This window comes from Paenibacillus aurantius (assembly GCF_032268605.1).
GTDB classification, from domain to species: Bacteria; Bacillota; Bacilli; order Paenibacillales; family NBRC-103111; genus Paenibacillus_AO; species Paenibacillus_AO aurantius.
Map to the genome: position 1 here is coordinate 2,509,548 of NZ_CP130318.1, position 24,678 is coordinate 2,534,225.

The following is a 24,678-nucleotide window of genomic DNA, read 5'->3' on the forward strand; positions in this document are numbered from 1 at the left end:
GGAATAAATCTGCGGGACGGCGATCGTTCCGCAGATTTGCTTTTCCGCCTGGGGATAAGGAGGAGATAAGCCGATGAGGCTGCATTATGAGAAAATGGCGGAGTCATGGAACGAAGCGCTGCCGATTGGAAACGGGCGGCTCGGGGCCATGATCTTCGGCAGGACCGAAACCGAGCGCCTGCAGCTGAACGAGGATACGTTATGGTCCGGAACCGCGCAGGAGTGGGCTTGTCCCGATGCCGAGCAGACCGTGGCCGAGGTGCGCCGGCTTGTGGCGGAAGGCCGCTATGAAGAAGCGGATCTCGCTTGCAAGAAGATCATGGGACCGTGGAATGAGTCGTACCTGCCGCTCGGTGATTTGCACCTGTCGTTCGAGCACGGGTCGCTCGTTCAGGCTTACGAGCGTTCGCTCGATCTTCAGGACGGGATCGCCCGCGTGGAGTATAAGATCGGAGACGTGCGTTACACGAGAGAGCTGTTCGCTTCTTACCCCGATGGGGTTATCGTCGTTCGTCTGAGCTGCGACCGGCCCGGTATGCTGTACGTTCATGCCCGGCTGGGGAGCCCGCTGCGCCATCGTACGAGTGTGGGAGAAGGAATGTTCATCATGAAGGGGGCGGCGCCGGAGGTTTCCGCTCCGAATCATGTGCGGACCACTCATCCGCTTCAATACGGAGAACTAGATACGACGGAGGCGATCCGTTTCGAATGCCGAATGGCGGCAGCGAGCGAGGACGGCATCGTGGAGGTCGATCATGACGGCGTGCATGTCTATGGAGCTTCGAGCGCAACGCTTGTCCTAAGCGCGGCGACCAGCTTTAACGGTCCGACCCGCTCGCCCCGCACCGAGGGGAAGGACCCGGCGGAGTGTGCGGCGGCCGTGAGGGGAGCGCTCGCCCGGACGTATGAGGAGCTTCGCGACCGGCATGTATCGGATTACAAAGCGTTGTTCGATCAAGTCGAGCTCCGGCTCGACAACGGGAAAGGCCGTCACGACGAACTCCCCACGACTCGAAGAATTAAAGAGTACGGCGCTGACGATCCGGGGGTAACCGAGCTGTTGTTCCAGTATGGACGCTATCTCCTGATCGCCAGCTCCCGGCCGGGCTCCCAGCCGGCGAATCTGCAAGGGATTTGGAATCAGGAGACACGGCCGCCGTGGAGCAGCAACTGGACGATGAACATTAACACGCAGATGAACTATTGGCTTGCGGAGACGGGCGGGCTGGCAGCATGTGCCGAGCCGCTTTTCGACTTTATCGGCCATCTGGCCGTGAACGGCCGGAAGACGGCGCAGCTGTATGGCGCCCGCGGCTGGGCGGTGCATCATTGCACAGACCTGTGGTGCCTTACTTCGCCAAGCGGCGGCTATGGGGCCGGCGACGCGGTATGGGCAACCTGGCCGATGGGCTGCGCTTGGCTGACCCAGCACCTATGGGAGCATTATGCGTTCACGGAAGACGAGGCTTTCCTGCGGGAACGCGCCTACCCGCTTATGAAGGAGGCCGCCCTTTTCTGCCTGGATTGGCTGTACGAGGACGAGGACGGCTATTTGGTCACGTCTCCGTCCACTTCGCCGGAGAACAAGTTTAGGACGCCGTCCGGAGGGACGGCCGCCGTGACAAAGGCTTCGACGATGGATATGGCCCTTATCTGGGATCTGTTCACGAACTGCATGGAGGCGTCTCAGGTGCTCGGAACGGATGAGGCGTTTCGAGAGGAGCTTCAGGACGCGAGAAGCCGTCTCTATCCGGTGCAGGTGGGCCGGCACGGGCAGCTTCAGGAATGGGACGCCGACTTTGCCGAGGAAGACGTTCACCATCGGCATATGGCCCATTTGTTCGGGGTTCATCCGGGCTGCCAGATTACCCGGCGGGCGACTCCGGAGCTGTTCACCGCAGCGGCCCGGGCGCTCGATCGCCGCGGCGACGAAGGCACGGGCTGGAGCTTGGCGTGGAAGGCGGCCCTCTGGGCACGCTTCGGGGATGGCGATCGGGCTTACCGGTTCGTAGACCGCCTGCTGACACTTGTGACGAGCGATACGGAAAAATTTCACGAGGGCGGAGTTTATGCGAATCTGCTCGATGCTCATCCGCCTTTTCAAATCGACGGAAATTTTGGAATCACGGCGGCCGTGGTGGAAATGCTCCTGCAATCGCATCAAGGCTTTATCGAGCTGCTGCCCGCCCTGCCGGCCTCGTGGCCGAACGGCTCCACAAGGGGGCTTAGAGCCCGCGGCGGGTTTGCCGTTGATCTGGAGTGGAGGAACGGCGGGCTATGGCAGGCGGAACTGACAAGCCTGGCGGGGAGGCGAATTGGGATTTATTCGGAGATGCCTCTTCAGGTAGAATGTAAAGAGGGATATCCGATTACGGTGGAATCGGCAAAGGACGGCAGCGGGATGCTGTACCGGTTTGAAACCGTGAGGGAAGCGCGTTATTCCATTACAAGGTTGGCAGGAGGATTACGTCCATGATGACAATCAAGCAGATGGCGGAACGATTCGCTTCGCCGGATCCGCATTACGGACCGGTGCCGTTCTGGTGGTGGAGCGGCGAGGAAGTAACCGAGGAGAGGGTTCGCTGGCAGCTCCGCAAGTTTAGGGAGGGAGGCCTTCGCAACATCGGCATCATTCATTTGGCCCCGACCGGTCCCCAGTACGGATCATGCGGGGACAGCCCCGTACATAGGAGCTCGGAATGGTGGGTGTTGTTCGAGGTCGCTCTGCGGGAGGCCGAGCGTCTCGGCATGCGCCTGTGGTTCTACGATCAGATCGGCTTCTCCGGAGCGAACGAGCTGGCTCGTCTGGTGTCGGTTCACCCGGATTACGCCGGCTATCAACTGCGCCGCTTCGCCCCCGGCGAAGAGTTTCCGGCGGACGCCGAGCTTTTGGCCGAAACGCCCGATTACCGCTACGGGGCGGTCCGGCAGGGCTTCAACTGGCTCGACCCGGAGGCGGCCGCTGTGCTTATGGATCGGGTGCACGGAGAGCTGGAGCGCCGCTTCCCGAACGATCTCGGCAAGACGCTGGCCGGCAGCTTTCAGGACGAGCTTCCGCCGATGCCGCTCTGGTCGCCGGACGTGCCGGCTCTCTATGCCGAGCGCTATGGCGAAGATCTGCTGGGTAAGCTTGCCGCCTTGTTCGACGATATCGAGGGGGCGGAGGAGGTCCGCCGCCGGGTATACGCGATCGCGGCGGAGCTCGCGCAGCAGTCATGGTTCATTCCGCTCGGCAGCTGGCATAAGAAGCACGGCATGCTGATCGGCTGCGACCAGGCGGGCCCGGCCCGCCGTGCGGACGTTCATGGATCGCAGCGGCTTTATCTCGATTATTTCCGTACGCATCGCTGGTATAACGCGCCGGGCTCGGACATGGACGGCGAGATCAAGCCCCATTCCTCCATGGTTCACTTGAACGAGGGCTCCCGCGTCTGGCTGGAGGCGTTCCATTCGAGCGGCTGGGGCGGCACGATTGAGGAAACGATGCACTGGCTCGTTCCGTGGCTTCAGGCGGGAGCGACGCTGTTCAGCCCCCATGCGGTCTATTATTCCACCCGAGGAGGCTGGTGGGAGTGGGCTCCGCCGGATACGGGGTGGCGGCAGCCTTATTTCGAGCATTACGGGATTTTCGCCGATACGGTCAGCCGGGTTTGCCGCCTGCTTAGCAGCGGGACTCATGTCGCGGACATCGCCGTTCATTATCCGTCCTATGCGGCGGTCGGCTACCTGTCGCTCGACGACATCAAGCCGATGGAGCATCCGATGGCGGCGTCGAACCGTGATCCGAACGAGAAGATCACGCACCTCCACGAGGTGTTCCGGGACGTATCGGGCACCGTGAACCGCAGAGACACGGCGGCTTATCCGGGAGCGCTTCGAAGCGCTCACCGCGATTTCGACATTCTCGACGATTCGGCCATCGAGAGAGCCGAGATTACGACGGAGGGTGGCCTTGCGCTTGCCGGCGAGCAGTTCCGCGTCCTGGTTCTGTCCGGTACGACGATCATGACGGATCAGGCGCTTGCACACGTTAACCAGATGCTTGAGCAGGGCGGTCTTGTCATCGGCGTGAAGGTGCCGGAGAATGAGCAGAGGGCGCTTCCGGGAGCCGTATATGTCGCGACGGCGGAAGAAGCGGCAACGCTTATCGAACGGCAGCTGCCGAAGCGGGTGGAAGGCCCCGGTCTGTCGCTGCATCGCACCGTCGACGGCGCCGACATGTACCTGCTTATGCCGGCTGACGGCTCGCTCCTCCGGATGCATGAGCCGGCGGACGGACAGACGGAAACCCTCCAGCCGGCGGCCTACCGCCTGCGGACGGCCGGAACGCCCCAGCTGTGGGATCCGGTCACCGGCCGGATCGAAGAAATCGCATTTCGCCGTAATGGCGAATACGTGGAGCTGGACGTCTCCTTCGGAGACTGGCCGGCGGCTTTGATCGTCTGCGCCGAGGAGCTTCCTGCCGCAAAGAACGCGCCGCTGCCTGCGCAGGCCGAGGGCGGACGCTATCCGGCCGAACCGGGGGTTTGGCCGGAGGAGGCGGCAGACATTCGCCTCCTGGCCGATTGGCGCGTTCGTGTCGAAGCGACGCTCGACAACCGCTACGGGGACTTCGACCTTCATCAGGAGGAACGAGGCCTCATGCCGCCGGAGAGAAGGATTATGCAGGTGAGGACGGAGGAAGGGCCGGGAGACGGTCTGGCCGCCGACTGGCACCTGCCTTCTACGCCGGACGGCGATTGGGAGGAACGGCTGTGGAGCGAGTCCGCCTACTGGCTGGTCCATAAGGGAGATTCGTTCGATGCGGACCTTGCTCAGCCGCTCGTGTACAGCACCGTTTTCGGCGATCTGGCGTTCCGCACCTGGGCCGGCCGGATGGGCCGCGTTCCGAGACGGTTCCTGCATCTCGGCAGCGCCCGGAAGGGCGAACACGTTTGGGCGCAAACAGCAGCGGTGGCCCCCAAGGCCGGGCGCTACTCCCTCCGGACCGAGAGCAACGCCGACCTGACCGGCTGGGTGAACGGGCAGGCCATCGAATGGTTCGGCGGACCGGAGGAGAAAACGGCCTGGGTCGAGCTTCTCGAAGGGCCGAATACCGTGCTGCTGCGGGCGGAAGCGAGAGCGAACGGGATGATGCGCGCCGGCGTGGAGCTGAATGCCGCAGCGGGCGAGCCGCTGCCGAAATGGATTTACGCCCAGCAGCCGAACCCGAACTCAACCTTCCGCAAGGTGCTGGAAACCCCGCCCGGTAAACGGGCTGACAAGGTTCGCCTCGTTTTCGCGGCGCGCGGACGAGTCGTGCTGCAGGTCAATGGAGCGGCTGTGACGGAGCATGGGGATTTCAATCCCTATATCCGCCAGGGGCAGGAAGAGGTGGACTTGACGCCGTATTGGCGAGAGGGGAGCAACGAAGTGAAATTCCTCCTCCCCGAGGGAGCGGGCGAAGTGTTCGCGGACGGCCGAATCGAATGGCTGGACGGCGGGGCCACGCCGTTCTGCACGGGACTCGATTGGAAAGACGAGGAGGGTCGGCAGCCGCTGATCCTGCATGACGCCGTACTCCAATTCGCCGAGACGGAGTCGCTCTGGATCAACCCGCGGCCCCATCCGCTCCCGGGCGTCGGCTGGCTCATGCCGGAGTCGGTGCCGTCGTCGCCTCCTGTTCCATTCGCGGCCGACTTGAACGCCGTGGGCAAGCCGGTCTGGCTGCGCTTCCCGCTGCCGGTCGGCGCGCACCGGATGAAGCTGGAGACGACGGGGCAAGCCCGCGTCTGGATTAACGGCGAGGAAAGGCCGTGCGCAGCCGGTACGGTGTCGTTCCCGCCGCAGCCGGCGGGAACGCTTGCGGCGGTTCGCATCGTGCCGGACGGCGCGCAGACGGAGGCCGCCGTCCTAACGGCTCCGGTCCGCTTCGAGGTTGTGCCCTTCAGCGGCGAGCTCGGCGACTGGAGAACAGCGCTGCATCTGCTTCATCACAGCGGCGTCGTGGAGTATGAAACGGACCTTGACCTTGCCTCACCCGCCGAAGCCGCGCTCGATCTCGGGCACGTCCGCGGAACGGCCGAGGTCTGGCTGGACGGCAGGCCGCTCGGCGTTCGCGTTTGGAGGCCTTACCGGTTCTCCCTCGGCACGCTTGAAGCGGGCGCTCACCGGCTGCGCATCCGGGTGACCAATACGCTTGGCACCCATTACGAATACGGCCGGCCGACCAGTCTGGTTGGAGCAAACCCGGACATCACATACTGGGACCGCACGAACCGTCCGGAATGGCAGGCGGCGTTCCCTTCCGGGGGACTGTACGGTCCAGTCCGCCTGGCCTTGATCTAAACAGAATCCGCCCGTACGAAAAGGAGGAGCAACGATGGATATGGAGATTACCAGCTGTTTAACCCCTTATAAATATCCGGAGCCGGTGCTTGTCGGCTCCGGTGTGGAAGGCGCGTTCGACTATCACGCGGTCGATTGCCCGTTCGTTTTTCGCCACAACGACCGGTTCTATATGATGTACGTCGGCTTCGACGGGTCCGGCTACCAGACGGCACTCGCCGTAAGCGATGACCTGCTGCACTGGGAGCATCTGTCCACGATTCTGCGCCGGGACGAAGGGGCGGAGTGGGATTCGCGGAACATCGCGGGCACCTGGATCTTGCGGGACAACGAGATGTCCGGCCCGGGAACGCTGAAGAAATGGGACGGCAAATACTGGCTCGCCTATCACTCGTACCCGGGAGAAGGGTACGAGGAGGGTTCCGCCAAAATCGGCCTGGCATGGACCGAGGACGAAAGCCTGCTTACCTGGAACCGGCTCCCCGACCCCATTCTTGTGCCGGAGGACGGAGAAGAGTGGGAGAAGGGCGGTCTGTACAAGGAATGCCTGATCGAGCACGAGGGAACGTTCTACCTGTTCTACAACGCCAAGAACCAGGACCACGGACGTTGGCTCGAGCAGACGGGGCTGGCCACCTCGACGGATCTCGTTCACTGGGACCGGTACGAGCACAACCCGGTGCTTCGCGTCACACCGGACGCCTGGGACAGCGGCTTCGTCAGCGACCCCTGCGTCCTGCGCGACGGCGACCGCTGGGCGATGTTCTTCTTCGGCTACAACTACAAGCACGCCCAAGAAGGCCTTGCTCTGTCGACCGACCTGTTCCATTGGTCGAAGCTTCCGGAGCCGATCCTTACGGTGGGACAGGAAGGCGAGCTGGATGCGATCTTCGCCCATAAACCGTCGGTTATTTCGCATAACGGCATTCTGTATCATTTCTATACGGCCAGCCGCCGTCCCCAGGAGGGGGACCGAACCTGCAACATTTGGCCGGAGTTTCGGTCCATCGCCGTTGCGACTTCGAAAAAGCTGAAAGATTAAAGAAATCGGAGGATAGTAGGATGCGCGAGTGGTTTCAACATGCTATCCAGCTGACGGAGAAGGGCGGGGGCGTGCTCCCGCTTCGCTTTACCGACGCGCAGCTGGAATTTTTCAAGAAGCGGCCTCATTTGTTTCGATGCTATAATTCGGCGGGGATCAAGCTCGAGCTCCTGACGGATTCGCCTTCCGTCTCCATGCTCTATCATGTCTCTCTCAAGCCGGGGACGACGGAGCAGCTTTATTTCGATCTCTATGTAGACGATGTATTGATCGGGTTTGAAGGGGATACGTTCACGGAGGAAGGGACGGGCGAGTGGAGCGCGTCGCTGCCGATCGAAGCGGGACGTCCGTGCAAGCTGACGATTTATTTCCCGTATCTCGCAAGCGTGACGGTCCAGACTTTGACGTTCGGGGAGGGATCGGTCTGCGAGCCGGCCCCGTCCTATGAGCAGAATCTGCTGATGTTCGGCGACTCCATTACACAAGGGCTGAACGCCGTTCATCCGTCGCAAACGTATGCGGTTCAAGTAGCCCGCGGGCTGCGTATGAACCTGCTTAACCAGGCGGTCAGCGGCTTCGTCTTCCATCCGGACCTGATCGATCCACAGCTTCCGTACCGTCCGGATCTCGTCACGGTCGCCTACGGGACGAACGATTGGGCGCTCTGCGAGACACCGGAGCAGTTCGAGGAGCAGGCCGGTGCCTTCATTGGCAAACTGGCACGCTTATACCGAGACGTTCCCGTCGTGGTAATCTCGCCGATCTGGCGGTCCGACCTGACGGATCCGAAGCCCGCCGGGGCGTTCACGGACATCCATCGCACGCTTGAGAGAATCAGCGAGCGGGAAAACGTCCGATACCTCGACGGACTTGCCTTGACGCCGCATCACAACGACTATTTTGCCGACGGTCTGCATCCGAACGACCTCGGCTTCATGCATATGACGCTGGAGCTGCTGAAGCGGCTCCCCCGGTAGCGGAAGAAAGCGGAGGGAAGCATATGGCACCGATTCAAATAGCTGCACAGTGGACCGAGGGAAGGCAATGTCCCCTCGGACTCGATGCAAGGAGCCCTCGGTTCAGCTGGTCGTTCGGGGCGTCTCCGAAACACGCCCGGAAGCAGACGGCTTACCGGATCGTCGTAGGAACAACCGAAAACGGGAGCGACGCCTGGGACAGCGGAGTCATTCGGAGTGCGGCCCATACGTCCATCAAGTATGAAGGAGCCGCGCTGCAGCCGAGACAGCGCTATTACTGGCGCGTCACGGTATGGGACGAAGCGGGGGAGCCTGCGGAAAGCCCTACCGCCTGGTGGGAGACCGGCCAACTGTCTGAGTCCGGTTGGACCGGACGCTGGATCGGGGAGCCCGAAGCCCATGCCGAGGAACAGGGAATGCCGCAGTTCCGGCGTGAGTTCCGGCTGAGCGGCCCGTTCCGCCGCGCGCGAGCTTATATTAGCGGCCTCGGCCACTACGAGCTGCGTCTGAACGGGAGCCGGGTCGGGGAATACGAGCTCGATCCCGGCTGGACGAATTACGACAAGACCGTGCAGTATACGGTTTACGACGTCACCTCTCTGCTACAGCAAGGAGAGAACGCCGTCGGCATTTCGCTCGGCAATGGTTTCTTCCATGTGCCGGGCGGACGGTATACGAAGTTTAAAGACTCCTTCGGCCACCCGAGATGCCGGATGGATCTGGTCGTCGAGCACGAGGACGGCCGGACGGAAACGATCGGAACGGACGGAAGCTGGACCGTCAGCGCCAGTCCGCTCACGTTCTCCTGCATCTACGGCGGAGAGGACTACGACGCCCGTCTGGAGCAGGCCGGCTGGGACCAGCCGGGTTATGCCGAGGATGCCCGCTGGAGTCCGGCGGCGGAGGTGGAAGCGCCGGAAGGCCGGCTGCTTGCGCAGCCGGCGCCTCCGCTCAAGGTGATGCGCCGCTTTGCTCTAACCGGTGTGACGCAGCCGAAGCCCGGCACCTATGTGCTGGATCTCGGCCAGAACTTCTCCGGCTGGCCGGAGATATCCGTAAGCGGCCCAGCCGGCGCCCAGATCAAGCTGATCCCGGCGGAGATTCTGACGGAAGACGGACTCGCCAACCAGAAATGGTCCGGGGCTCCCTATGAGCTGAACTACACGTTAAAAGGCGACGGAGTGGAGGTGTGGAGGCCGCGCTTCACCTACTATGGCTTCCGCTACGTTCAGCTGGAGGGTGCCGCACCAGTTGGGCAAGCGGGTGCGGGAGCCGTTTCGGGGCTTCCGGTGCTGCACGCCATCATTGGCCAGATGATCTACCCGGACACCCCGGTCGTCGGCGGCTTCCGTTCCTCGGACGAGATGCTGAACCGGATTCACGAAGTCATCGACTGGGCGATCTTGAGCAACATGAAGAGCGTCTTCACCGACTGCCCGCACCGCGAGAAGCTCGGTTGGCTCGAACAGGTTCACCTGCTCGGACCGTCCATCCTGTTCAACTACGATGTGGAAGCTCTGTTCGGCAAAGTGCTGGACGATATCGCCGACGCGCAGACGGAGGACGGACTCGTCCCGACGACCGCTCCGGAATACGTTGTGTTCAAGGAGCCGTGGCAAATGTTCCGCGACGCCACCGCATGGGGGGGCACCTATGTGCTGACGGCGTGGGAGGTGCTTCAGCGCTACGGCAGCGGTGCCCTCCTGGAGCGCCATTATGACGGCATGAAGCGCTATATCGATTATTTAACGAGCAGCGCCGACGGCCTTATCATTCGCGGGGGACTCGGGGACTGGTACGATATCGGACCGGAGGGTCCGGGCTTCGCTCAGAACACGCCGGTTCCGCTTGCCGAAACGGCGATCTATTACGGATTGACCGTCGTCATGGGTCGAATCGCCTCGCTGCTGGGACATTCCGACGAAGCAGACGTCTTCGCGTCGCTTGCGGCATCGATCAAGGAAGCGTTCAACGGGGAATACTTCGATTCCGGCAAGCGGATGTATGCCGAGGGCAGCGACGCCGCGCTGGCGATGCCTCTTGCGATCGGCCTTGCTCCGGAGGAGCATCGGGCGCACCTGCTCGAAAGTCTGGTGCGGAACATTGCGGGCCGCGACTACCAGACGACAGCGGGCGACATTGGCCACCGCTACGTCCTGCTGGCTCTGTCGAGAGCCGGGCGCTCGGACGTGATCTACCGGATGACGCGCACGACGGATAAACCGGGCTACGGCTATATGATTGCGAACGGAGCGACTACGCTGACCGAGGCATGGGACGGGCCGACGGTCGGGAAATCGCAAAATCATTTCATGCTGGGACATATCGAGGAGTGGCTGTACAGCTCCCTCGCGGGATTGGATTATCGTTTCCGCCCGGAAGCCGGGCGGATGGAAGTGATCGTGAAGCCGGATATGGCGAACGACCTCGCCTGGGCGGAAGCCTGGTATGACCTGAGAGCGGGCCGGGCCAGCGTACGCTGGGAGCGGGGCGAGGGAGGCTCGATCACGCTTGCGGCGGAAATCCCCGTGAATGCGGACGGGCTGATCTATGTTCCTGCAGAGGCAGCGGATAAGGTTCGCGGCGGCGGGACTTCCTCGGAGCTTCTCCGCTTCAAGGACGGATACGCGGTATACCGCACCGGCTCCGGAAGCTATACCTTCACCAGCCGGCTGCAAGAATCGATGACCCGCTAAGCGGTGGAAACATGTGGGGGGCCTCGCAATCACCGCGAAGGTTCCCCTTTTTTGTTGGACCTACCAAGTGAGATTGCGGTGCGCGAGAAGCGCGGAACGCCCCCCTGAGGTTAAGCAGCGCCTCGATAGAGTTATTTCATCCCGAAGGAGGACGACGCATCATGCCAGACCGGCCCGGGAGGTATATCCCTTTTTCCTACAAAATGATGGTCCCCTATCTGCTGCTCGTGATGATGACCGATATCATCGTCGGCTATTTTTCTTACCATTCGGCCGTACAATCCCGAACCGAGCTCGTCCAGGCGAACGCGGCAGGGGCGCTGCGGCAAATGCGCGACAACACCCGCTACCAGATGGCGGATTTGCAAGCCGTTTCCGACTCTCTGTTCAGCAGTCCGTCCTACCAATCCTACCTGCAGGTGGCCGGCGACCGTGCGGCGGTTTATGAAACGACCATGCGCGGCCTGCTGCCGCTAATGGAAACCCCGCTCAAGATGACGGCTCAAAACCTAAGAATGATCGTGTATGTGACCAACAGCCGGATCGACGAAATCCACGGGAATTTGAACATGGACATTCAGGACAAAAGCTACGCCCTGCTGTCCATTAATCGGCTGTCCTCCCAGAGCTGGCACGCGGATATGGTCGCAAGCGGAGAAGACAACGTCTGGCGGCAAGTGGACAACGATGCGGAGTTTGGAAACCTGTCCCTCCTAAGAAAGCTGATTTCCTTTACGGACTACCAGACGGAGATCGGGTTTCTGCGCATTACGGTCCCGATGAAGGAGCTGTTTCATTCTCTGCTCATCTCGGGAATCAGCCAGGATTCCATTATTCAAGTCGTCGATGAACGGGAGAACAGGGTGTTATTCTCGAACGCTCCGGACCGGGAGCTTTCCGCTAAGGACGGCCGGTTTCTGACGATAGCCGAGGAGATCCCGAATACCGATCTCGTGCTTCGGGCTAATATTCCGATTAGCGCTCTGCACCAGGACGCGGGCCGGATCGGTCTCATTACGCTGTCGGTTTGCGGAATCAGCTTTGTCGTCATGGCCGTCATGGCTTTTCTGGTCGCTCAGTATTCCGGACGAAGCATCAAGCATATCTTGTCCTGCATCCGCCTGTTTCAGGCCGGGCAATTCTCTAAGCGTCTGGCGTTAACGGGAAACGATGAGTTCGCGCAAATATCGGCCGCTTTCAACCGCATGGCCCAGAACATAGATGAGCTGATCCGGGAGGTTTACCTCCAGGGCATTCAGAAAAAGGAGGCGGAGCTGACGGCGCTGCAGGCGCAGATCAACCCGCATTTTCTCTACAACACGCTGTCCTCGATCAACAGCCTCGCGCACATCGGCGAGACCAAGAAGCTGGGGGCTATGGTGGCGGGCCTGGCCAGGTTTTACCGGCTGACGCTGAATGAGGGAAACCTGTTTATCCCGATCGGCAAGGAGATCGATCAGGTGAAGAGCTACCTGGACATCCAGGCGATCAAGTATGCCAATCGGTTTACCGTCAGCTATGAGCTGGACCCTGACATTCTGCCCTGCCAGACAATAAAGCTGATTGTGCAGCCTTTCGTCGAGAACGTTCTGAAGCATGCCTGGTTTGAGGAAAGAATTCATATCCGTCTGATGGGAAGCCGCCAAGGCGAGCGCATTGAGCTCCGCATCATCGATAACGGTCTCGGCATGACGAGAGAAGCCCTGCGGCGATTGTCCGACCCCCATCAGCCGGAGACGGGAGGGTATGGGGTAAGGAACGTCAACGAACGCATCCGGCTGCAATACGGAGACCTGTACGGCGTTCACATCTTCAGCAGACTGGGAATCGGAACAACGGTACGCATTATGCTTCCCTATGAAGACGGGAAAGGGCAAAGGAGGCTTAACGAAGCATGACTTATTCGACCATGCTGGTAGATGACGAATCGATCGATTTGGAGTGGCTGTCCAGACGAGTGTCCGAGCACAAGGATAAGCTTTCCGTCGACGCTGCCGTCAACAGTGGGTTCGCAGCGCTGCAGCTGCTGCGGGAGAGGCCGTTTGACATCATGATCTCCGATATCCGCATGCCGATCCTATCGGGGCTGGAGCTGGCCGCCAAAGCGCGGGAGCTTCGGCCGGAGCTGCAGATTGTCTTTATAAGCGGACACGAGGATTTCGAGTATGCGAAGCAGGCGATCAAGGTGAACGCCAGCGCGTACCTTCTTAAGCCCGTGGATGACGACGAGCTTAAGGACACGGTGAGGCAGCTGGTCGCCAAGCTGGACGCGGAACGGCAAAGCCGGGATACGGGGAAGCGGCTGCAAGAAGCGCTTCCTCATATCGAGAAGGAGCTTCTGCTAGGCTGGCTGGAAGGGACCGTCTCTCCCGAGCTGGAGCCGGTCGCCGCCAAGATGCTGGAACCGCTGGCAAGGGAGGAAGGGCTCGAGCTCGCGGTGCTCGAAATCGACGACTTGGAATGGAAGCTGAGCGACATGGGGGAGGAGGAGAGAAGAAGCCTCCTGCACCGGATTCATCAAACCATTCGGGTTCTGTGTGAGGAAGAAGGGGAGATTCTCTGCTTGCCGGACAAGCAGCACCGGCTAGTGCTGGTCGCTGCCTGTGGGAGAAGCCGGCTGGAGGGGCTTGCCGAACGGGTGCTCGCCGGCATCCGGGAGCAATACCATCCCCTTACGGCCACCCTAGCCGTCGGCAGCACAGCCCGCCATCCCGCCGAGCTGAGAACGGCGTTCAAGCATGCGAGGTGCGCGCTTAAAGAAAAGCTTTTTGTTGGCAAAAACAGGCTGATCCTTTATCGTTCGGAAACGAAGCAGCCGGCCCCCGGGCTAACGGCCGATATCGAAAAGGCCGCGGAGGCCATGTTCCATGACATGCTAAACTATCAACTGGTTTCCATAGATGAACTTCTAGAAGCGCTGTTCCGTCAGCTCGACGGATATGACGATAAAGCGGCGATCATTCACCTGATCGTTCACTATATATCGAGGCTGCATATGCATTGCGGGCAATGGAACGAGAACCTGTACGAGCTTCTGCAATGGGAGTACGGAAGCCTCCGTGCCCTCGATCAGTTCGAGACGCTGCAGGATATGAAATCGTGGCTGCGCCGGAAATTTTTCGAGCTGTCGGAGCTTCTCTACCGGAAGCAGCAGAAGCAGAACCGCAAAACCATCGCCTCAATCCTCGCTTATATCGACGAAGGCTTGGAATCGAAGCTGACCTTGAAGCAGGTGGCCGAACACTTCGGGTTTTCCCCCAATTATTTGGGGCAGTTGTTCAAGGAAGAAGCGGGAGAACATTTCAGCGATTATCTGATCCGTGCCCGGGTACGGCGGGCGTGCGAGCTGCTGCTCGACCCAGCACTCAAAATTTACGAAATCGCCGACCGCATGGGATACAAGAATATCCTGTATTTTAACCGGCAGTTCAAGCAGCAGACCGGAATGACGCCGGGTGATTACCGCAAGGCGAACAAGGTATAAGGACCATTGAATTTGTATGGCTTTTCGTTGTTCGGCTCCCTTATGGAATCGCTGTCAAAGTCTTATGCTGGATATAGAAACTTTGCAGAAGAGGGTGTGAGCAGCATGAACGAACCCGTCTCCGTGCCCGAGACTGCGGCAAGGCTTAGGGTGAGGCCCAAAGGCCTGCTTCGGCGGCTGGCGGCTCAGTGGGAAGTCCAAAGCATGATTTGGCCGGGTATCATCTTTATTATCCTGTTCAGTTATATTCCCATGTGGGGGATCACGATTGCGTTCAAGGAGTACGACATCTTCCAGGGGGTCTCAGGAAGTCCGTGGGTCGGCTTAAGGCAATTTCGAATGTTTTTCGGCTCTCCCGACTTTGCCATGATCATGAAGAATACAATCGTGATCGCCTTCCTGAAGCTGGTGGTCATCTTTCCGGCACCGGTCGCGCTGGCCCTCATGCTGAATGAAGTCCGGCACTCGGCCTACAAGAGGCTGGTGCAGACCTTGACCTACCTCCCGCATTTTATCTCCTGGGTCATCGTTTCCGGTCTGGTCTTCTCCATCTTGTCCGTGGAGAACGGCAGCCTGAACATGATGCTGCAGAAGCTCGGCTTGATCCGCCAGCCGGTCAACTGGCTGTCGCTTCCGGAGTACTTCTATGCGATTCTGATCTCCTCGGGAGTATGGAAGGAAATCGGCTTCAGCTCGATCGTGTACTTGGCGGCGATCGTCGGGGTGAATCCCCATCTGTACGAAGCAGCCGCCATCGACGGCGCCGGCAGGCTGAGGCAAATCTTTAGCGTGACGCTCCCGACGATCGCTCCGGTTATCACGATCTTCTTCATTCTGCAAATCGGCAATCTGCTGAATGCCGGGTTTGAAGATATCCTGGCGATTACGAACGGCGGAAAAAATACGATTCTGCGAGAGGTTTCCGAAGTAATCGATACGTATGTGTACAACGTCGGCGTGAACCAGATGAGGTATTCTTTTGCCACGGCAGCGGGCCTGTTCAAGTCGCTGATCAACGTGCTGCTGCTATGGGGCGCCAATTCGCTAGCCAGAAAAGCAGGGGGGTCGTCGCTGTGGTGAGATATCGGAAGCTGACTCTCGAGGATCGCCTGATCGATGCGATCGTTTATACGGCGCTCTTCGTCCTGTCCCTCTTGTCGCTCTATCCGTTCTGGAACGCCTTCGTGCTTTCCCTTAATTCGGGAGCGGATACTTCGCTCGGAGGCATTACCGTTTGGCCTAGGGTGTTTACCGTGGACAATTACAACGTCGTGCTTAGCGACCCGCGGTTTTTCAAAGCGCTCGGCATCTCCGTGGCGAGGACTGTGTGCGGAACGGTGGCCGCGATCTTCTTCACCGCCCTATTGGCTTACGGGCTGTCCCGGAAGGATACGATCGGGCGTAACTATTACATGCTGGCGGCCGTGTTCACGATGTACTTTCACGGCGGGCTCATTCCCACTTATTTGTGGCTCCGTGAGCTGGGCTTGTTCAACAATTTCTGGGTGCTTTTCGTTCCCTGGATCATCAGCGTCTGGAACATGATCGTGTTCCGCACCTTCTTTCAGGGGCTTCCGGACGGTCTGGAGGAATCGGCGAGAATCGACGGCTGCAGCACGTACGGCCTGTTCTTCCGCATTGTCGTTCCGCTGTCGGGTCCGGTCATCGCGACTTTGTCGCTCTTCCAAGCCGTGTTCTTCTGGAACGAATGGTTTGCGTCGGGCATCTACATCAATGAGGCGACCCTGCTGCCCGTCCAGAATTATCTGATGAACATGATCAACTCCAATTCCGCACAGGAAATGATCAGCCAGCTGAGCGGAGTTCCCGGCGGGGTCGGCGATATGGTCACCCGCACGATCACTCCGAAGTCGCTCCAGATGACCGCGCTTATGGTGGTCAGTCTTCCGATCATCATCGTCTACCCTTTCGTGCAAAAGTTTTTCGTGAAGGGCGTCATGATCGGGTCATTGAAGGAGTAACACTAACCGCTTTACTTCCAGGGTACATTTACGGGCACCGCCCTTAAATGAAAGAAATTAAACGAGAGGGGTTACACCATGCAAGCGAGTAAAAAAATGAGTTTGCTCGTAGCGGCGGCCATGCTGTCGACTACAGCGCTAACGGCCTGCAGCAAAGGGAATGCGGGAACTTCTTCGGGGAGCACATCGTCCCCGGCTCCCGGCCAAACCGGCACGAAGGCCGCGGCGCAGTTTGGCGAGCAGCCGCTCGAATTCAGCTTCTATTCGAACTATGACTTCGCGTCTCCGATCGGCTATGGCAACGACGTGTCGACGAAGTGGCTGAAGGAAAACAAGAAGCTGAATATCCTCGAGATCGGCTCGAACGGCAACGCGAAGCAGAAATTCGGGGCGATGGTGGCGGCGAACGACCTGCCGGACGTTATGATGCTGGACCGGGGATCGTCGGAATATACGACGATGCAGAAGAACGGGATGCTCGTCCCTCTCGACGATTATTATAAGAAGTATCCCGTGCTGCAGAAGCTGATTGATCCGCAAACCTTTAACATGCTGAAGGCGGAAGACGGACATATCTATGTTATCCCGAACTGGTTTGACAGCGCTAACAATCCGTATAAGTATTCGAACACCGGTTGGACCGTCAACCGCAAAATGTATACCGAGCTCGGGAAGCCGGAGCTCAAGACGTTCGATGATCTGTACAATTATCTGAAGCAGGTGAAGGCCAAGTATCCGGATGTCGTTCCACTTGAAACCGGGATGACCCTGAGCGGCATCAACATGCTTTACAAGCTGATTTACGCCGGCTTCGGCGATAACCGCACGATCTGGAATATCGGCGACGTGCCGTCCTTCCCGAATCTGAAGACCAACACCCTGGAGCCTATCTTTAACGATCCCGCCTACAAGGACGCCTATAAATTCTTGAACAAGCTGTACCGCGAGGGCCTGGTTACCCAGGATATGTTCACGCAGAAGCTGGAGCAGGTGCAGGAGAAGCTAAATACGGGACGTATTGCCGTAACCGGCCTCTCGAACATCACGGGTCTCGGCAACAGTGCCAATAACGTGCTGCAGGCAAAGGACCCGAATGCCGGCTACGATTTTATCCCGTTCCTGTATAACAAGGGAGCGGATCCCAAAACAGTGAACCCGCATACGTACGGCACGTTGGGCTGGAACGTCAACGTCATAACGAAGAAAGCGAAAAATCCGGAGCAGATTTTCCAGTTCTATGACTGGTGGGCGAGCGAGGAAGGACAGCGCATCAACGCATTCGGACCTCCAGGGGTACTCTACGACAAGGTAGACGAGCACGGGGCGCCGATCGACAACGAGAAGGCGAAGACGATTACTCCGCAGGAGAAGGCGAACCTGAAGATCGGCCTGTTCAACCCGGAAGGCTCCTGGAAGTTCTATGTCATCGGTCATTACAAGAATGCGCAAAACCCGGACGCCCTCAATTGGGGCAATGCGGCGAGCGAATTCTTCGGAGGCTTTGCCAAGTTGAACGCCGACCAATTCAACAATATGTCTCTGGATCCTAAGTCGGAAGTCGGCATCATCGAGCAGCAGATCAAGCAAATCTGGCATGACGCCAATGCCAAAATGGTGTTCGCCAAATCGGACGACGAGCTCGAAGCGGTCTACAACAAGCTGAAGGCGGACGTAACGAAAGCGGGCTACGAGAAGGTGCTCGCCGAGAAGACGAAGATCTGGAAGGCCAATCTTGACAAGATGAAGTGACGGGCACGAGAAAAAAGACGTCCGATGGTCCGCCCCGCAAGGGTGGAGATCGGCCGTCTTCTTGCCATGGCTTTACTCGGATTCTCCGATATGCTTATAAAATTCCTTGGACTCTTCGAAAAAAGCATCGGCCGCCTTCCGCGTCTGCTCCAAGCTGCCATGCTCCAACGCCTGGAGGAGCAGGGAGCGGTTGTGTAGGCTGTTCTCCATGGCGCCGGGCACGCAGAGCAGCTTGAGGCTCGTTTCCCTGCGCAAGTAGACGATCGTCTGCATCAGCTTGGCGTAGATGCGGTTGCCGCATATGCCGCCGACATGAAGATCGAACCGGTCCAGCTCATCCAGGAAGGCTTCCGGCTCTTCGTCGCCGACAAGCGGTTTGAGCTTACCTATGATCTCATGCAGGGGCTGCAGGTCCTGCGGCCCGGTGTGTACGGCCGCCGATAAATACACCTCCGACTCGATCAGCTTGCGTGCCGCATACACCTCGTCCAGATTGTCCAGCTCGTTGTGGAACATCCACACGATGGTCTCGGACGGAATCGGCTCCTGGCGGTGATTGACGAAGCTTCCTTCGCCGGACTTGATCGTGATCAGACCAACCAGTGACAGGGCCCTCAGCGCTTCGCGCACGCGTCCGCGGGTGACGCCGAACTGCTCGGCCAGATCGCGTTCATTTGGAAGCTGTTGTCCCGCCTGCAGCTCGCCGGAGCGGATCAGCTGCACGATTTGTTCCATGATTTGCTCGGTTACCGTGATGCGCTTGACGGATTTAATTTGCACCATTTCATCTATCCTCCAAAATTGAATTTTCGTGTTGAGTTCATCCTTGTTCGGTGGTAATCTGGTGTTGTGGTTCTCTGGTAGTACCAGGGGACCGGGAAGAACTGCATTCATTATACCAACAAATCCGAACGAACAAAAGTGGAAAGGCGGGAAGCCCTTGATCCGTTCCTTATTTTTCGAAGACTATGAGTTTGGCTCAACCAGACAGTCGATGGGCAGAACGATTACCGAAACGGATATAGTGATGCACGCCGGACAAACCGGGGATTTCTACCCTCATCATATGGATGCCGAGTGGTGCCGGACGCAGGACTTTAAGCAGCGGATCGCGCACGGGACTCTGGTTTTCAGCATCGGGGTCGGCATGACGGCGGGAGAAATCAACCCGGAAGCCATGTCTTACGGGTATGACCGGCTGCGCTTCATCCTTCCGGTCTTTATAGGCGATACCATTACCGCAAAGGTCACCGTCAAGGAGAAGAAGGATCATCATAAGCGGCCGGAGTTCGGCATCGTAAGTGAGCTTCTGGAAGTAACCAATCAACACGGGAAAACGGTGCTGGCCTGCGAGCATCTGCTCCTGGTGAAGCGGAAAGGTGCGATCTAGACCATGCCGATTCAACTGAAGGGGATTACCTGGAATCATACAAGGGGCTACGTACCGATGGTGGCGACCGCCCAGCGTTTTATGGAGAAGCATCCGGGCGTCGAGATCACGTGGGAGAAACGGTCTCTGCAGGAATTCGCCGACGCTCCGATTCAGACGCTCATCGAGCGTTACGACCTGCTGGTGATCGATCATCCGTGGGCCGGCTTCGCGGCCGAACACGGAGCGCTCGTTGATCTGGCCGAGCATCTGCCTGCGGAGTATCTCGCCGATCAAGCCGCTCACTCCGTAGGGGCCTCGCATGAAAGCTATCGCTTTAACGGACGCCAGACAGCCCTTGCCATCGATGCGGCTACTCCGGTGGCGTCGCGGCGGGACGACCTGATGCAGCAGGCGGGGCAAGAGGCTCCCGACACCTGGGAGGAGCTGCTCTCGCTTGCCCGTACGGGGCGTGTCGTGCTGCCGGGCATTCCCATCGACAGCCTCATGAATTTCTATATGTTCTGTGCAACCTTGGGCGAGGCTCCGTTTAGAGAGAAGGAGCAGGTCGTCGGGAAGGAAACGGCCGGACAGGCGCTCGAAATGTACCGCGAGCTCGTCAGTTTGTGTACGGAGCGCATCTTCGGCTGGAACCCGATCGCCGTTTATGAGGCCATGACGAGCACGGACGACTATGTCTACTGCCCTTTTGCCTACGGGTACTCCAATTATTCCCGTCCCGGCTATGCGGAAAAGGTGCTGCACTTCGGAGATCTGGTCCGCCTCGGCCATCACGGCAGGCTGCAAAGCACACTCGGGGGAACGGGGCTTTCGATTTCGGCAGGCTGTTCGAACAAGGAGCTGGCGCTCCAGTATGCGGCTTATGCAGCGGATCCGGTCATCCAGCGGACGTTGTATGTCGAAAGCGGAGGGCAGCCGGGCCACCGCGGGGCATGGGAGAACGAAGAGGTAAACCGGCAGGCCCAGGATTATTTTCAAAATACGCTTCCCGCACTGGATCGGGCTTACTTACGTCCCCGCTATGACGGTTATCTGTATTTTCAAGATCATGCCGGCGATGTGGTGCAGGACTATTTGAAGAACGGGGGCAGCGTAGACGGGGTGCTGAAGAAGCTGAACCAGTTATACACCCAGTCCTTGCAGGGAGGAAAGCATCTATGAAACCACTCTCAGGCTTAACCGTTCTCGATTTCAGTCAATTTCTGTCCGGCCCTTCGGCCGCATTGAGACTGGCGGACCTCGGAGCGCGCGTCATCAAGATCGAACGGCCGGATGGCGGCGACTTATGCCGCAGGCTGTACATTTCGAATCTGGAGCTGGACGGGGACAGCACGCTGTTTCACTCGATCAACCGCAACAAGTTGAGCTATTCTGCGAATCTGAAGGATCCCGCTGATCTGGAGGCCGTTCGCGGGCTGATCGCGCAAGCGGATGTGCTCATCCAGAACTTCCGTCCCGGCGTAATGGAGAAGATCGGTCTGCATTATGAGGCGGTTAAGCAGATCAATCCGCGAATCGTGTACGGTCTTGTAACCGGATACGGCAAGGAAGGGCCCTGGAAGGATAAGCCGGGGCAGGATTTGCTCGTTCAAGCTTTGTCCGGCTTAACATGGCTGAGCGGCGATGCCGATCAAGGTCCCGTGCCGTTCGGACTGTCCGTGGCGGATATGATGGCGGGGGCCCACCTGGTCCAAGGGATACTCGCCTGCCTCGTCCGCCGCGGGGTCACCGGGGAAGGCGGCCTCGTTGAGGTAAGCCTGCTCGAATCGATCCTGGACGTACAATTTGAGGTGCTCACGACACACCTAAACGACGGGGGCAAGCTTCCGGAGCGCAGCGCCGTGAACAATGCCAACGCCTACCTGGGCGCTCCCTATGGGATCTACGGAACGGCTGACGGGTACATCGCCATCGCCATGAACCCCGTCGTTCGGCTCGGAGAGCTGCTCGAATGCCCGCCGCTTGTGAACTATACGGATCCGCAGCGGCTCTTCTCCGGGAGAGACGAGATCAAGAGCATACTGCGTGACCATCTGCGCACGAGGAAGACGAACGAGTGGCTGAAGATCCTTGAGCCGGCCGATATCTGGTGCGCGGACGTGCTCAGCTGGGATCGGCTGCTGAGGCATGAAGGCTTCCAGGCGCTGAAGATGGTTCAGACGGTTGCCCGCGATAACGGGGCTCAGCTTGAGACAACGCGCTGCCCGATCCGGATCGACGGGGAAATCTACAAGTCCGGCGTCGGCTCACCGAAGATCGGGGAGCATAACGAACGGATCCGCAAGGAATTTCAATTGTGACCCGGACAATCAGCGAAAGGGGAATTGGAAGCATGAAGGTGGATGCCCATCAGCACTTTTGGAATCCGGATAAGGTCGCCTATCCCTGGCTAGGCCCGCAGCACGGACCGATTTACCGCACCTTTGAGCCGGAGGAGCTGGAGCCTGAGCTGAGGGCGGCCGGCATCGGCAAGACCGTGCTCGTGCAATCGGCGAACTCCTACGAGGACACGGAGGCCATGCTGCGCCAGGCCGAGCGTTACGAGTGGATCGGAGGAGTCGTCGGCTGGGTTCCGCTCCTCGAACCGAAGGAAGCGGAGGAGAAGCTGAAACGCTGGTCCAAGCTCCCGGCGTTCAAGGGAATTCGTCACCTGATTCACGACGAGCCCGATCCGGACTGGATCCTTCAGGACAAGGCGATCGAGGGACTGAAAGTGCTTGCCGCTTACGACATGACGTACGACGTCGTGGCTGTTTTCCCGAATCATCTAAAGCATGTTCCGCTGCTGGCGGAGAAGGTGCCCGGACTGAAGCTCGTCATCGACCACCTGGCGAAGCCGCCGATTGCGGATAAAGGCTGGGAGCCGTGGGCCGAGCAACTGGCCCGCGCCGCTCAATACCCGAACGTATACGCGAAAATATCCGGCCTTAACACGGCGGCGTCTGCCGACTGGTCTGCTGAGGATCTGCAACCTTACATCGACCATGCCGTGAAGTCGTTCGAAGCGGAACGCCTTATGTTCGGCAGTGATTGGCCCGTGGCCTTGCTGGCGGGCGACTACGCACAGGTGTGGAACGAGACGAACCGGGCGCTGGCCCGTTACTCGGACAGCGAGAAAGCGGCGATTCTGGGTGGAACGGCCGCCCGGTTCTATAACTTGTAGGAGGTCTTGCCATTGAACGAGCAAACGGCCGATCAGCTTCTGAATCTGGATTATGCTCCCAAGCTTCCGCAGGACCTGTCGATGGGCATCGCCATCGTCGGAGCGGGGGAGATCGTTCGCAGCTGTCATCTTCCCGCCTATCGAATGGCGGGCTTCAATGTTAGAGGCATCTTCGATTTGGACAGGGATAAAGCCCAGGCAGCCGCGCAGGCATTCGGCCTTCCGAGAGTATATCTTTCGATGGCGGAGTTATGCGCGGATCCGGAGGTGCAGATTGTCGACATCGCCGTTCCGGCGAAGCACCAGCTTGGTGTCGTACGCGAAGGTGCGGCGGCCGGCAAGCACCTGCTGTGCCAGAAGCCGCTCGCCGAAAGCTACGGGGAGGCGCGGATGATTGTGGAGGCTTGTGAGGCGGCCGGCATAAGAGCGGCTTCGAACCAGCAAATGCGGTGGTCTCCCGGCATCAGCGCAAGCCGCAGCCTCGTGCGCCGGGGCTTGATCGGACAGCCGGTGCAGGGCTCCATTCAGGTGAACGTGCTCACCGAATGGGAGAACTGGGAATGGCTTACGAAGATCGAGACACTCGAAGTGATGTATCACAGCATCCATTATATGGACTCGATCCGGTATGTCATGGGAATGACGCCCGAGTACATTTATGCGGACGGAGCACGCCTGCCGGGCCAGCCGTACATAGGGGAAACGCGCACGCTTATTCACATCAAGTTTCCGGGAGAAGCCCGGGGGCTGATCCATGACAGTCATAACAACCGCCAGCCGCAGGACGATTGGTACGCCACTTTCCGTTTCGAAGGGACCGAAGGGGTGGTCAAGGGGACGAACGGGGCCCTCTACAACTATCCGGTCGGCCGGGAGGATACGATCAGCCTGTACTCCAAAGCTTTTGGGGAAGGGAGGACACTGCTTACCCCCAAGCTGGAAGGGCGCTGGTTCCCCCATGCGTTCATGGGACCGATGGGCGAGCTCATGCTAGCGGTGCAAGAGAACCGGGAACCGGAAAACAGCGTGCGGGATAACCTGATTACCATGCAGATGGTGTTTGCCTCCTATCGCTCGATGGCTGAGAATCGTCCGGTTTATCTGAAGGAATTCCAATAAAACCCACAGGGAGGCGGGACGGATGAATATTGTTATAACGGGAGCGAACCGCGGGCTCGGTCTAGCGCTCGTGAAGGAGGCTGCGAAGCGCGGGCACCGCCTATGGGCAGGACTTCGGGACGGGTCCGATTATGCGGCCTTGCGGAACGTGGCGGAGGAGCATCCGGGGACGATCGAGCTCGTCAGCCTGGAGGTGACGGATGAAGCCGGGGTTGCACGCCTGGCAGAACGACTTAAGCAGGAAGGGCAGCCCGTTCATTCGATTATCAATAACGCCGCGGTCGTCCAGGCGAGGGGCTCTAAGCTGGAGGACCTCGATCTCTCGGAGGTGCAGAGGACGATGGATGTGAACGTCTACGGTCCGATTCGTATGGTCAAGCACCTGCTGCCGCTACTCCCGAGGGAGGGCGGCACGATCGTGAACATCTCGTCCGCGTCGGGAAGCTTCGAGAAGGCGTACGGAGGGGATTATCCCTATGCGATTTCTAAAGCGGCGCTCAACTTGTTCTCGCAGCAGCTGCACCGCCTGCTCTCCCCCAAGGGAGTACGGGTGTACGCCGTTCACCCGGGGTGGCTGCGCACCGATATGGGCGGAAGCCAGGCGCCGAATGAACCTGACGTTCCGGCCCCGGGCATCCTCGACCTCGCGGAAGGCAGGAAGCCCTGCGAAGGTCCTTACGTTTTCGTAGACCATAACGGACAAGCTCTGCCGATCTGACCTTCGTTTCATCTATCACGAGAGAGGACGG

The 24,678-nt window shown here is 59.3% G+C and carries 17 protein-coding genes; 16 read left to right on the forward strand and 1 reads right to left on the reverse strand.

All coding sequences use genetic code 11. The annotated features are described in order from the left end of the window. The first annotated feature begins 73 nt into the window (after positions 1 to 73). From MJA45_RS11360 to MJA45_RS11405, 10 genes are all read left to right on the forward strand, one after another. Positions 74 to 2,476, forward strand: coding sequence for a glycoside hydrolase family 95 protein (locus MJA45_RS11360; protein WP_315607363.1), 2,403 nt, complete (start codon positions 74 to 76; stop codon positions 2,474 to 2,476). After that, positions 2,473 to 6,327, forward strand: coding sequence for a hypothetical protein (locus tag MJA45_RS11365; protein ID WP_315607364.1), 3,855 nt, complete (start codon positions 2,473 to 2,475; stop codon positions 6,325 to 6,327). The genes MJA45_RS11360 and MJA45_RS11365 overlap by 4 nt, the downstream gene beginning before the upstream one ends. Before the next feature lie 34 nt (positions 6,328 to 6,361). Then, a complete protein-coding gene (locus MJA45_RS11370; RefSeq protein WP_315607365.1) occupies positions 6,362 to 7,369 on the forward strand; it encodes a hypothetical protein in 1,008 nt (335 codons plus the stop codon). Positions 7,370 to 7,389: 20 nt separating this feature from the next. Further along, on the forward strand, positions 7,390 to 8,346 hold the full coding sequence (locus MJA45_RS11375; protein ID WP_315607366.1) for an SGNH/GDSL hydrolase family protein: 957 nt from the start codon (positions 7,390 to 7,392) through the stop codon (positions 8,344 to 8,346). Positions 8,347 to 8,369: 23 nt separating this feature from the next. Then, the gene (locus MJA45_RS11380; RefSeq protein WP_315607367.1) at positions 8,370 to 11,042 is read left to right on the forward strand and encodes a family 78 glycoside hydrolase catalytic domain; all 2,673 of its coding nucleotides are present in this window, start codon (positions 8,370 to 8,372) and stop codon (positions 11,040 to 11,042) included. A 161-nt stretch (positions 11,043 to 11,203) separates the two neighbouring features. Beyond that, a complete protein-coding gene (locus MJA45_RS11385) occupies positions 11,204 to 12,940 on the forward strand; it encodes a sensor histidine kinase (RefSeq protein ID WP_315607368.1) in 1,737 nt (578 codons plus the stop codon). Next, entirely contained in the window at positions 12,937 to 14,526 is a 1,590-nt protein-coding gene (locus MJA45_RS11390) for a response regulator (protein WP_315607369.1), read from the forward strand. Before MJA45_RS11385 ends, MJA45_RS11390 begins: the two co-directional genes overlap by 4 nt. Positions 14,527 to 14,631: 105 nt before the next feature. Further along, complete coding sequence (locus MJA45_RS11395) at positions 14,632 to 15,606, forward strand: ABC transporter permease (protein ID WP_315607370.1); 975 nt, start codon at positions 14,632 to 14,634, stop codon at positions 15,604 to 15,606. Then, complete coding sequence (locus MJA45_RS11400; protein ID WP_315607371.1) at positions 15,600 to 16,508, forward strand: carbohydrate ABC transporter permease; 909 nt, start codon at positions 15,600 to 15,602, stop codon at positions 16,506 to 16,508. Before MJA45_RS11395 ends, MJA45_RS11400 begins: the two co-directional genes overlap by 7 nt. A gap of 96 nt (positions 16,509 to 16,604) precedes the next feature. Then, positions 16,605 to 18,257 carry an extracellular solute-binding protein gene (locus MJA45_RS11405; protein WP_315607372.1) on the forward strand — a complete coding sequence of 551 codons (1,653 nt, stop codon included), beginning with the start codon at positions 16,605 to 16,607 and terminating at the stop codon, positions 18,255 to 18,257. 72 nt (positions 18,258 to 18,329) lie between these two features. Here MJA45_RS11405 and MJA45_RS11410 read toward each other — a convergent pair whose 3' ends face one another. Further along, positions 18,330 to 19,040 carry a FadR/GntR family transcriptional regulator gene (locus MJA45_RS11410; protein ID WP_315607373.1) on the reverse strand — a complete coding sequence of 237 codons (711 nt, stop codon included), beginning with the start codon at positions 19,038 to 19,040 and terminating at the stop codon, positions 18,330 to 18,332. A 157-nt stretch (positions 19,041 to 19,197) separates the two neighbouring features. Here MJA45_RS11410 and MJA45_RS11415 point away from each other — a divergent pair, with 157 nt between their 5' ends. From MJA45_RS11415 to MJA45_RS11440, 6 genes are read left to right on the forward strand one after another with little or no spacing between them, the layout of a single operon-like run. Beyond that, positions 19,198 to 19,647, forward strand: coding sequence for a MaoC family dehydratase (locus tag MJA45_RS11415; RefSeq protein WP_315607374.1), 450 nt, complete (start codon positions 19,198 to 19,200; stop codon positions 19,645 to 19,647). 3 nt (positions 19,648 to 19,650) lie between these two features. Continuing rightward, on the forward strand, positions 19,651 to 20,808 hold the full coding sequence (locus MJA45_RS11420) for an extracellular solute-binding protein (RefSeq protein WP_315607375.1): 1,158 nt from the start codon (positions 19,651 to 19,653) through the stop codon (positions 20,806 to 20,808). Then, a complete protein-coding gene (locus MJA45_RS11425; protein ID WP_315607376.1) occupies positions 20,805 to 21,947 on the forward strand; it encodes a CaiB/BaiF CoA transferase family protein in 1,143 nt (380 codons plus the stop codon). Before MJA45_RS11420 ends, MJA45_RS11425 begins: the two co-directional genes overlap by 4 nt. Positions 21,948 to 21,979: 32 nt before the next feature. Then, positions 21,980 to 22,810: an amidohydrolase family protein gene (locus tag MJA45_RS11430; protein ID WP_315607377.1), complete on the forward strand. Its 831-nt coding sequence runs from the start codon at positions 21,980 to 21,982 to the stop codon at positions 22,808 to 22,810. Positions 22,811 to 22,822: 12 nt separating this feature from the next. Further along, the gene (locus tag MJA45_RS11435; protein WP_315607378.1) at positions 22,823 to 23,929 is read left to right on the forward strand and encodes a Gfo/Idh/MocA family protein; all 1,107 of its coding nucleotides are present in this window, start codon (positions 22,823 to 22,825) and stop codon (positions 23,927 to 23,929) included. A 22-nt stretch (positions 23,930 to 23,951) separates the two neighbouring features. Beyond that, on the forward strand, positions 23,952 to 24,647 hold the full coding sequence (locus MJA45_RS11440; RefSeq protein WP_315607379.1) for an SDR family oxidoreductase: 696 nt from the start codon (positions 23,952 to 23,954) through the stop codon (positions 24,645 to 24,647). The last annotated feature ends 31 nt before the right edge of the window (positions 24,648 to 24,678 follow it).

Coding starts and splice junctions, on each gene's coding strand:
- MJA45_RS11360 (WP_315607363.1), top strand. CDS start 74: ATGAGGCTGCATTATGAGAAAATGGCGGAGTCATGGAACGAAGCGCTG.
- MJA45_RS11365 (WP_315607364.1), top strand. CDS start 2,473: ATGATGACAATCAAGCAGATGGCGGAACGATTCGCTTCGCCGGATCCG.
- MJA45_RS11370 (WP_315607365.1), top strand. CDS start 6,362: ATGGATATGGAGATTACCAGCTGTTTAACCCCTTATAAATATCCGGAG.
- MJA45_RS11375 (WP_315607366.1), top strand. CDS start 7,390: ATGCGCGAGTGGTTTCAACATGCTATCCAGCTGACGGAGAAGGGCGGG.
- MJA45_RS11380 (WP_315607367.1), top strand. CDS start 8,370: ATGGCACCGATTCAAATAGCTGCACAGTGGACCGAGGGAAGGCAATGT.
- MJA45_RS11385 (WP_315607368.1), top strand. CDS start 11,204: ATGCCAGACCGGCCCGGGAGGTATATCCCTTTTTCCTACAAAATGATG.
- MJA45_RS11390 (WP_315607369.1), top strand. CDS start 12,937: ATGACTTATTCGACCATGCTGGTAGATGACGAATCGATCGATTTGGAG.
- MJA45_RS11395 (WP_315607370.1), top strand. CDS start 14,632: ATGAACGAACCCGTCTCCGTGCCCGAGACTGCGGCAAGGCTTAGGGTG.
- MJA45_RS11405 (WP_315607372.1), top strand. CDS start 16,605: ATGAGTTTGCTCGTAGCGGCGGCCATGCTGTCGACTACAGCGCTAACG.
- MJA45_RS11410 (WP_315607373.1), bottom strand. CDS start 19,040: ATGGTGCAAATTAAATCCGTCAAGCGCATCACGGTAACCGAGCAAATC.
- MJA45_RS11420 (WP_315607375.1), top strand. CDS start 19,651: ATGCCGATTCAACTGAAGGGGATTACCTGGAATCATACAAGGGGCTAC.
- MJA45_RS11425 (WP_315607376.1), top strand. CDS start 20,805: ATGAAACCACTCTCAGGCTTAACCGTTCTCGATTTCAGTCAATTTCTG.
- MJA45_RS11430 (WP_315607377.1), top strand. CDS start 21,980: ATGAAGGTGGATGCCCATCAGCACTTTTGGAATCCGGATAAGGTCGCC.
- MJA45_RS11440 (WP_315607379.1), top strand. CDS start 23,952: ATGAATATTGTTATAACGGGAGCGAACCGCGGGCTCGGTCTAGCGCTC.